The sequence below is a fragment of the Pseudomonas sp. KK4 genome (assembly GCF_001984065.1).
In the GTDB taxonomy this organism is placed as follows: Bacteria; Pseudomonadota; Gammaproteobacteria; order Pseudomonadales; family Pseudomonadaceae; genus Aquipseudomonas.
The window spans coordinates 19140-28392 of record NZ_LYVP01000069.1; the positions used below are offsets into that span (position 1 = coordinate 19140).

Annotated in this window: 6 protein-coding genes; 2 read left to right on the forward strand and 4 right to left on the reverse strand. The window is 61.1% G+C overall.

From position 1 onward, the window contains the following. Positions 1 to 2 precede the first annotated feature (2 nt). Complete coding sequence (gene pcaC, locus B0W55_RS20410; protein ID WP_077047724.1) at positions 3 to 395, forward strand: 4-carboxymuconolactone decarboxylase; 393 nt, start codon at positions 3 to 5, stop codon at positions 393 to 395. A 210-nt stretch (positions 396 to 605) separates the two neighbouring features. Here the strand turns inward: pcaC and B0W55_RS20415 are convergent, their stop codons facing one another. From B0W55_RS20415 to emhA, 4 genes are all read right to left on the reverse strand, one after another. Next, positions 606 to 1865, reverse strand: coding sequence for an OprD family porin (locus tag B0W55_RS20415; protein ID WP_077047725.1), 1260 nt, complete (start codon positions 1863 to 1865; stop codon positions 606 to 608). Positions 1866 to 2293: 428 nt separating this feature from the next. Then, positions 2294 to 3754 (reverse strand): efflux RND transporter outer membrane subunit EmhC, encoded by a 1461-nt coding sequence (gene emhC, locus B0W55_RS20420; protein WP_077047726.1) that lies wholly within the window; start codon positions 3752 to 3754, stop codon positions 2294 to 2296. Then, positions 3754 to 6915 carry an efflux RND transporter permease subunit EmhB gene (gene emhB / locus B0W55_RS20425; RefSeq protein ID WP_077047727.1) on the reverse strand — a complete coding sequence of 1054 codons (3162 nt, stop codon included), beginning with the start codon at positions 6913 to 6915 and terminating at the stop codon, positions 3754 to 3756. Before emhB ends, emhC begins: the two co-directional genes overlap by 1 nt. A 3-nt stretch (positions 6916 to 6918) precedes the next feature. Continuing rightward, complete coding sequence (gene emhA / locus B0W55_RS20430; RefSeq protein WP_077047728.1) at positions 6919 to 8076, reverse strand: efflux RND transporter periplasmic adaptor subunit EmhA; 1158 nt, start codon at positions 8074 to 8076, stop codon at positions 6919 to 6921. Positions 8077 to 8344: 268 nt separating this feature from the next. On the opposite strand from emhA, the gene B0W55_RS20435 reads away from it, so the two are divergent. Continuing rightward, a complete protein-coding gene (locus B0W55_RS20435; protein WP_077047729.1) occupies positions 8345 to 8977 on the forward strand; it encodes a TetR family transcriptional regulator in 633 nt (210 codons plus the stop codon). The last annotated feature ends 276 nt before the right edge of the window (positions 8978 to 9253 follow it).

Sequence of the window (9253 nt, forward strand, 5' to 3'; positions counted from 1 at the left end):
CCGTGGACGAGAAACAACGTTATGAAGAAGGCCTGAAGGTGCGCCGCGCGGTATTGAGCGATGCCCACGTCGACCGCAGCCTGAGCACCCTGACCGAGTTCAACTCCGAGTTCCAGGAGATGATCACCCGTCACGCCTGGGGCGACATCTGGACCCGCCCGGGCCTGCCGCGCCACACCCGCAGCCTGATCACCATCGCCATGCTGATCGGCATGAACCGCGAAGGCGAACTCAAACTGCACCTGCGCGCCGCCGCCAACAACGGCGTGAGCCGCAGCGAGATCAAGGAAGTGATCATGCAGAGCGCGATCTATTGCGGCATCCCGGCAGCCAACGCCACGTTCCACCTGGCCGAATCGGTGTGGGATGAGTTGGGGATTGAATCGCGGGAGTAATCCTGTTGATTTTTGGCGCCTGAGCTGACGCCATCGCGAGCTCCCACAGGGTTCTGTGTACGACATCAATCACTGTGGGAGCGGGCTTGCTCGCGAAAGCGGAGCCTCAGGCGACATCTTCATCGACTGACACACCCTCTTCGCGAGCAAGCCCGCTCCCACATTTTTCATCGGTATGCAGATTACCTGTGCCAGCCTGCTCGTGATGCCTTACAACAAGCTGATCGGATAGCTGACGATCAGGCGGTTCTCGTCGAACTCGTTGTTGCTGTAGTCGCGGCGCATGGTCGAGTTGCGCCATTTGAGGTTCAGGTCTTTGAGCGCGCCGCTCTGCACGGTGTAGCCCAGTTCACTTTCACGGCCCCATTCCTTGCCGTCGGTGATGCTGCCGGTGTGCACGTTGTCGCCGCTGATGTAGCGGTTCATCAGGGTCAGCCCCGGCACGCCGAGGGCGACGAAGTTGTAGTCATGGCGCACCTGCCAGGATTTTTCCCGGGCGTTGTCGTAGCTGGAGTTGTAGCTGTCGTTGGCCAAGGTGCCGCCACTGGTGCCGTTGACCCGCATCCATGGGCTGTCGCCGGTGAGTTTCTGCAGGCCGACATAAAAGGTGTTGCCGCCATACTTGGCCGAAAACAGGCCATACATCGTCTTGTTGTCCAGATCCCCGGCGCGGGCGCTGCCGTCGTCCTTGCCGTAAAAGAAACCGAGGTTGGCGCCCAAGGTCCAGTCGCCGATGGGTTGGCTGTGGGTCAGGTTGATGAACTGCTGGCTGTAGATGTCCTTGAGTTCAGCATTCCACAGGCCGATCTGTGTGCGCTTGTCATTGAACAGGTACTCGCCGCCCTGGAAGTTGAAACGGTCGGAGGTGAACGCCGCTTTGCCGGTCATCGACATGTCGTCCATGCTGCTGTCGTCCCGCGGGCTGTTTTGGCGGAACTGGCCGCCGTAGAGCGTCAGGCCGGTGATTTCCCGGGAAGTGATCTGCCCGCCACGGAAGGTTTGCGGCAGGGAGCGACCGTCGTCCGAACGCAGGATCGGCAGCACCGGCATCCATTCGCCGACCTTCACTTCGGTCTGCGACAGCTTGGCCTTGAACGCCACGTTGGTGCGGCCGAAGTTGTCCGCCGGGCGACCGTCGCTGTCCAGCGGCAGCAATTGGGTGCCGCCGGTGCCTTTGCCGCCATCGAGTTTCTGCGAGTACAGCCCCAACACATCCAGGCCGAAGCCGACGGTGCCCTGGGTGAACCCGGATTTGGCATCGAGGATGAAGTTCTGCGTCCACTCCTCAGCCTTGCCCTGGGCCTTGGTCGGGTTGGTGAAGTTGCGGTTGATGTAGAAGTTGCGCAAGTTCAGGTTGACCTTGGCGCCCTCGACAAAACCTGCCTCTTCGGCCTGGGCGGATTGAGTGGCGCCGGCCAGGGCCAGGGCGATCAGGCTGGGAACGAAATACTGTGCGGTGGAAGGCGTCATGGGCTCGGGTCTCTCTAATTCTTGGGGATGAAACGGGTACTGCCGCAACCGGGAAGGTGCAGACGGAAAAATCGACAGGGATGGGGTGGAGCCTGGGGATCAGCCGGCAGGGCGGGGCGCGGGGGCATGGTGTCGAACCTGTTGTTATTGGTTTTGTAGGTCGATGGTGATGTGAATGTACTAGGTGGTTCAATCTGCTTTGAAAGGTTTTGGGCGATTATCGAACCGAGATTGATTCTGGCCTTGAGGTGCATTGGCCGGCCTCTTCGCGAGCAAGCCCGCTCCCACATTCGACCGCATTCCCTCTGGAGGAACCGGGCCAAATGTGGGAGCGGGCTTGCTCGCGAAGGGGCCATCACTGACACCACCTTTTCCTGCTTCCAAAAAAAAGCCCACCAAACGGTGGGCTTCCTTTATTCAATGCGCGATCAGAAGTACTTCATCTTCGGCGCATCTTCTTTCAACGGCTCGTTCTTCGCCGTCTGTTCGTTCCAGCCACCACCCAGGGCCTTGTACAGGTTGACCTGGCTGATCAACTGCGCCAGTCGGTCGGTGATCAGCGACTGTTGCGAGTTGAACAACTGGCGCTGTGCATCGAGGAACGTCAGGTTGCTGTCGACGCCAATGCGGTAGCGACGCTCGGCCAGGCGGTAGTAGTCCTGGTTGGCGGCAACCAGGTTGCGCTGCGCCTGTACCTGATCGGTGTAGGTCCCGCGCGAGGCCAGGCCGTCGGCGACTTCCTGGAAGGCCGTTTGAATGGACTTCTCGTAGTTCGCCACGCCGATGTCTTTCTGGATTTTCGAGTAGTCCAGGCTGGCGCGCAGGCTGCCGGCGTTGAAGATCGGCAGGTTGATCTGCGGCTGGAACAGCCAGGTGCCCGAACCGCCCTTGAACAGGCCGGACAGGTCCGGGCTCAGGGTCCCGGCGTTGGCCGTCAGGCTGATGCTCGGGAAGAACGCAGCCCGAGCGGCGCCGATGTTGGCGTTGGCGGCCTTGAGGTTGTATTCGGCTTGCAGGATGTCCGGGCGACGTTGCAGCAAGTCTGACGGCAGGCCGGCCGGCACGTCGGACAGCAGATCGTCGCTCAACGGCCTGGCCGCTGCCAGGTTGGCCGGGATGCCGGTGCCGAGCAGCAGCACCAGGCTGTTCTCATCCTGGGCGACCTGACGGGTGTAACGGGCCAGTTGCGCACGGGCGTTTTCCACCGAGGTGCGCGACTGTGCCAGGTCCAGGGCCGAGGCCACACCCACTTCGTTGCTGCGGGCGGTGAGCTTGTAGCTCTCCTCGAACGCGCCGAGGGTGTCCTGCGTGACTTTCAGCAGTTCCTTGTCGGCCTGCCAGGTCAGGTAGGCGTTGGCCACGCTGGCCACCAGGCTCAGCTGGGTGCTGCGACGCGCTTCTTCGGTGGCGAAGTATTGTTGCAGCGCTTGTTCGCTCAGGCTGCGAATCCGACCGAACAGGTCCAGTTCATAGGCGCTGATGCCGAGGGTGGCCGAGTAGGAACTGGTGATGCCCGACTGACCGGTCTGCGACATGTCCGCCGGCACCCGCTGACGGCTGCCGGTACCGTTGGCCGACACGGCCGGGAACAGGTCGGCGCGCTGGATGCGGTATTGGGCCGCGAAGGCGTCGATGTTCAGCGCCGCGACACGCAGGTCGCGGTTGTTCTCCAGGGCCACCTGGATCAGTTGCTGCAGTGCCGGGTCATGGAAAAACTGCTTCCAGCCTTGCTCTGCGGCGGCCTGCGCGGGCGCCTGGGCCGGCGAGTAAGCCGGGCCCTGCGGGTATTGGCCTGCCACCGGAGCGTCCGGGCGCTGATAATCAGGTATCAGCGAGCAACCACCGAGCACGAAGGCGGCGACTGCCAGGGAAAGTAGCGACTTGCTCATTAGCCAGCCTCTTTAGGAGTTTCAGTGGCGTCATCCTGGTCGGCGTTTTTGCGCTGGCCCATGGACGACACGGTGACGAAGAACAGTGGGACCCAGAAGATCGCCAGCACGGTTGCCGTGATCATACCGCCAATCACCCCGGTACCGATGGCGTGCTGGCTACCGGAGCCGGCGCCGGTGGAGATGGCCAGTGGTACCACACCGAGCACGAAGGCGAGGGAGGTCATGATGATCGGTCGCAGACGCATGCGACAGGCTTCGATCGCCGCGTCGCGCAGGCTGCGCCCTTGTTCATGCAGTTCCTTGGCGAATTCGACGATCAGGATGGCGTTTTTCGCCGCCAGGCCGATGGTCGTCAACAGGCCCACCTGGAAATACACGTCGTTGGACAGGCCGCGCAGGCTGGTGGCCATCAACGCACCGATGATCCCCAGTGGTACCACGAGCATCACCGCGATCGGGATCGACCAGCTTTCATACAGCGCCGCCAGACACAGGAACACCATCAGCAGCGACAGGGCATACAGCGCCGGTGCCTGGGAGCCGGACAAGCGCTCCTCGTAGGACAGACCGGTCCAGGAAATACCCACGCCCGCCGGCAGTTTCTGCGCGATGGCTTCGACTTCGGCCATGGCTTCACCGGTGGAATAGCCCGGGGCCGGGGAACCGAGGATTTCCATCGCTTCCACGCCGTTGTATCGAGCCAGTTTCGGCGAGCCGTAGATCCACTCACCCTTGGCGAACGCCGAGAACGGAACCATGGTGCCGTCGCGGTTACGCACGTACCACTTCTGCAGGTCTTCGGGGCTCATGCGGGCGCCGGGCTTGCCTTGCACGTACACCTTCTTCACCCGACCGCGGTCGATGAAGTCGTTGACGTAGCTACTGCCCAGGGCGATCGACAGGGTGTTGTTGATGTCGGCGATGGTAATGCCAAGGGCACTGGCCTTCTCGTCGTCGATTTCCAACTGGTATTGCGGTTCATCGTTCAGGCCGTTCGGACGCACTTGTGTCAGCACTTTGCTCTGCGCGGCCATGCCGAGGAACTGGTTGCGCGCTTCCATCAGTTTGGCGTGGCCGATACCGGCGCGGTCTTGCAGGAACACGTCGAAACCGGTGGCGTTACCCAATTCCAGTACCGCCGGTGGCGCGAAGGCGAACACCATGGCGTCACGGAAGGTGAAGAAGTGCTGTTGGGCACGGGCCGCGACCTTGAACACGTTGTTGTCGGCGTTACGCTCGTGCCACGGTCTCATCATGATGAACGCCATACCCGAGCTCTGGCCCCGGCCGGCGAAGTTGAAGCCGGTCACGGTAAACACCGAGTTCACCGCGTCGCCTTCACCGCCGTCCTTGCTTGGACGCAGCAGGAATTCACGCATCTCGTCCACCACCACCTGGGTGCGCTGGGACGTCGAACCGGCCGGCGTCTGCACCTGGGCGAAGAGTACGCCCTGGTCTTCTTCGGGCAGGAACGCAGTGGGAATGCGGGTGAACAGCCAGATCATGCCGACCACGATGATGAGGTACGCCAGCAGATACGGCGCCTTGTGCGCCAGCATGCTGCCCACGCCTTGCTCGTAACGGCGCACGCCGCGGTCGAAGTTGCGGTTGAACCAGCCGAAGAAGCCGCGTTTCGGCGTGCCGTGCTCGCCTTTCGGAATGGCCTTGAGCATGGTCGCGCACAGCGCCGGAGTGAAAATCAGGGCAACCAGTACCGACAGGGCCATGGCCGAGACGATGGTGATCGAGAACTGCTTGTAGATCACGCCGGTGGAGCCGCTGAAGAACGCCATCGGCAGCAGTACCGCCGACAGCACCAAGGCGATACCCACCAGGGCGCCCTGGATCTGGCCCATGGATTTCTTGGTGGCTTCCTTGGGTGACAGGCCTTCCTCGCTCATCACCCGCTCGACGTTTTCCACCACGACGATGGCGTCGTCCACCAGCAAGCCGATGGCCAGCACCATGCCGAACATGGTCAGGGTGTTGATGCTGAAGCCGGCCGCGGCGAGGATGCCGAAGGTACCCAGCAGTACCACCGGTACAGTCATCGTGGTGATGACGGTGGCGCGGAAGTTCTGCAGGAACAGGAACATCACCAGGAACACCAGCACGATCGCTTCGACCAGGGTTTCAACCACACCCTTGATCGATTCGGTCACCACCGGGGTGGTGTCGTACGGGAACACCACTTCCATCCCTTGCGGGAAGAACGGCTTGAGGTTGTCGATGGTCTTGCGCAGGGCCTTGGCCGTGTCCAGGGCGTTGGCACCGTTGGCCAGTTTCACCGCCAGGCCGGAGGCCGGGGCGCCATTGAACTGGGCGTTGATGCTGTAGTTCTCACCGCCCAGGCCGACTTCGGCGACGTCTTTGAGGCGAACCTGGGAGCCGTCCTTGTTGACCTTGAGCAGAATCTTGTTGAACTGCTCGGCGGTTTGCAGACGGGTCTTGCCGATGATTGTCGCGTTGAGCTGGGTGCCGGGCAAGGCGGGCAGGCCGCCGAGCTGGCCGGAGGAAATCTGCACGTTCTGCGAGGCGATGGCGGTTTTGACGTCGACCGGGGTCAGGTTGTAGTTGTTCAACTTGGCCGGGTCGAGCCAGATGCGCATGGCGTACTGCGAACCGAACACCTGGAAGTCACCGACACCGGCGGTCCGCGAGATCGGGTCCTGCATGTTGGAGACAATGTAGTTCGACAAGTCGTCCTTGGTCATGCTGCCGTCACGGGACACCACGCCGATCACCAACAGGAAGTTCTTCACGGCCTTGGTCACGCGGATACCCTGTTGCTGCACTTCCTGAGGCAGCAGCGGGGTGGCCAGGTTCAGCTTGTTCTGCACCTGGACCTGCGCGGTATCGGAGTTGGTGCCTTGCTCGAAGGTCGCGGTGATGGTCATGGTGCCGTCGGAGTTACTTTCCGAGGACACATAACGCAGGTTGTCGATACCGTTGAGCTGTTGCTCGATCACCTGGACCACGGTGTCCTGCACGGTTTGTGCGGACGCACCCGGGTAGGTCACCTGGATTGCAATGGCCGGCGGCGCGATGCTCGGGTACTGGTTGATCGGCAGTCTCAGGATCGACAGTGCCCCCACCAGCATGATCACCAGGGCGATGACCCAGGCGAAAATCGGACGGTCGATAAAAAATTTCGACATGAGTTACTCCCCTTTGCCGCTGGCAGCCTGCTCAGCTGGCTTGGCGGGGGCCGGGTTCTTCGCGCCGACGTTGGTGGCGTCGGTGGCCTTGACTTCGATGCCAGGTTTGACGAATTGCAGGCCTTCGGTGATCAGGCGATCGCCGGCCTTCAGGCCGTCTTCGATCAGCCACTGGTTGCCGACAGTGCGGCTGGCCTTGAGCTGACGCAGTTCGACCTTGTTGTCCGGGCCGACGACCAGCGCGGTCGGGGTGCCCTTGAGGTCGCGGGTCACGCCTTGTTGCGGCGCCAGAATCGCTGCGCTGTTCACACCAGCCTGCAACTGGGCATGGACGAACATGCCCGGCAGCAGGGTGTGATCAGGGTTCGGGAACACGGCGCGCAGGGTCACGGAACCGGTGGTCTGGTCGACCGACACTTCGGAGAATTCGAGCTTACCGTCGAGTTTGTACTGGCTACCGTCTTCGAGGGTCAGCTTGACCTTGGCCGAGTTATCGCCGGCCTTCTGCAAGCGACCACTTTCCAGTTCGCGGCGCAACTGCAGCAATTCGACCGACGATTGCGTCACATCGACGTAGATCGGGTCCAGTTGCTGGATCACGGCCATGGCTTCGGTCTGGGCATTGCTGACCAGCGCGCCTTCGGTCACGGTGGAGCGGCCGATACGGCCAGTCAGCGGGGCGTAGACCTTGGTGTAGCGCACATTGATCTGAGCGGTTTGCAGCGCGGCTTCCGACTGCAGGCGGTTGGCCACGGCAGTGTCGTATTCCTGGCGGCTCACGGCCTGCTCGTTGACCAGTTGCTGGTAGCGGTCGGAGATCGACTTGGTGGAACGCAGGTTGGCTTCGGCGCTTTTGAGCGTCGCTTCATAGACCGACGGGTCGATCTGGTACAGCTGCTGGCCTTCCTTGACGTCACTGCCTTCCTTGAACAGGCGCTTGAGAATGATGCCGTTGACCTGTGGACGCACTTCGGCGATGCGGAACGCGCTGGTGCGCCCCGGCAGATCGGAAGTCAGCGTAAACGTTTGCGGTTGCAGGGTGACGACGCCGACCTGAGGCGGTGGTGCGGGCGGCGCCGCTTCTTCCTTTTTGCATCCGCTGAGCAGCGATGCAAGGGCGACGGCGGCGACCAGAGCGGTAACAGCTGGCTTGAATTGCATGAAAATCCTCGGGTCAGGCGCGTGATCAACGCACAAGAAAACATGGAAGGTTTAAAAAAACGGTGCCAGGTGGATAAGTAGCTTGCTAAGGAATATACTTACGTTCATGGTTGTTTGTAAATACCTTGGCTATGTATCCTCGCTGTTACAGCGGCCATCGCAAGTTTGAAATTGTAGGCCCGGGGACGAGACCCAAGAGCGTTCGCCCCACTTTTATTCAGCTGATATTCAGACATCGCTGAAGCACCCTGATTGAGGTTGTACTGCCATGGTCCGTCGCACCAAAGAGGAAGCTCAAGAAACCCGCAAACAGATACTCGAAGCGGCTGAAAAAGCCTTTTACGAGCGGGGTGTTGCGCGCACCACCCTGGCGGACATCGCGACCTTGGCCGGCGTCACGCGCGGGGCCATTTACTGGCACTTCAGCAACAAGGCCGACCTGGTGCAGGCCATGCTCGATACGTTGCAACAACCCCTGGACGAACTGGCCAAGGCCGCCGAGAGCGAAGAAGAACCCGATCCCCTGGGTTGCATGCGCCGTCTGCTCACTCATTTGTTTCAGGAAGTTGCCCTGGACCCCAAGACCCGGCGCATCAACGAAATTCTGTTTCACAAGTGCGAATTCACCGATGAAATGTGCGACCTGCGCCAGCAACGCCGCGACGCCAGCCTCGAATGCAATACGCGCATTGGCCTGACGCTGCGTAATGCCGTGAATCGTGGGCAGTTGCCCGACGATCTCGACACTGTTCAGGCGGCCATCAGCTTGCATGCCTACATTGATGGCTTGCTGTATCAGTGGCTTCTGGCCCCTGACAGTTTCGAACTGCATACCCATGCCGAGCGTTGGGTCGATACGGCGATCGATCTGCTGCGGTTGAGTCCTAGCCTGCGCAAATGAAACAAAATGCGTAATCGGCTTCGTGTGTGTCAACTGTTGCTGGTGTAAATGAACAGTTCTTCACGGGCTGCGTGGCTGTGGGGTGCTTTTATATACACCCGCAGGGTCGGATGACAGGTAGTAGGCTCGGTATTTTGTAGGGATTTTGTGTCGGCTTTGTGAGAAAAAGGTAAATGCTGTACCGCCTGTCACGCGCTTCCACTGTGGGAGCGGGCTTGCTCGCGAAGGCGGCCTGACAGCCGACCAGGCTCTGGCTGATTGAGTACATATCCATTA

What these genes read in the sequence shown, in the direction of transcription:
- emhA (WP_077047728.1), bottom strand. Translation starts at nt 8,076, where the DNA reads ATGCAATTCAAGCCAGCTGTTACCGCTCTGGTCGCCGCCGTCGCCCTT.
- emhB (WP_077047727.1), bottom strand. Translation starts at nt 6,915, where the DNA reads ATGTCGAAATTTTTTATCGACCGTCCGATTTTCGCCTGGGTCATCGCC.
- B0W55_RS20415 (WP_077047725.1), bottom strand. Translation starts at nt 1,865, where the DNA reads ATGACGCCTTCCACCGCACAGTATTTCGTTCCCAGCCTGATCGCCCTG.
- emhC (WP_077047726.1), bottom strand. Translation starts at nt 3,754, where the DNA reads ATGAGCAAGTCGCTACTTTCCCTGGCAGTCGCCGCCTTCGTGCTCGGT.
- B0W55_RS20435 (WP_077047729.1), top strand. Translation starts at nt 8,345, where the DNA reads ATGGTCCGTCGCACCAAAGAGGAAGCTCAAGAAACCCGCAAACAGATA.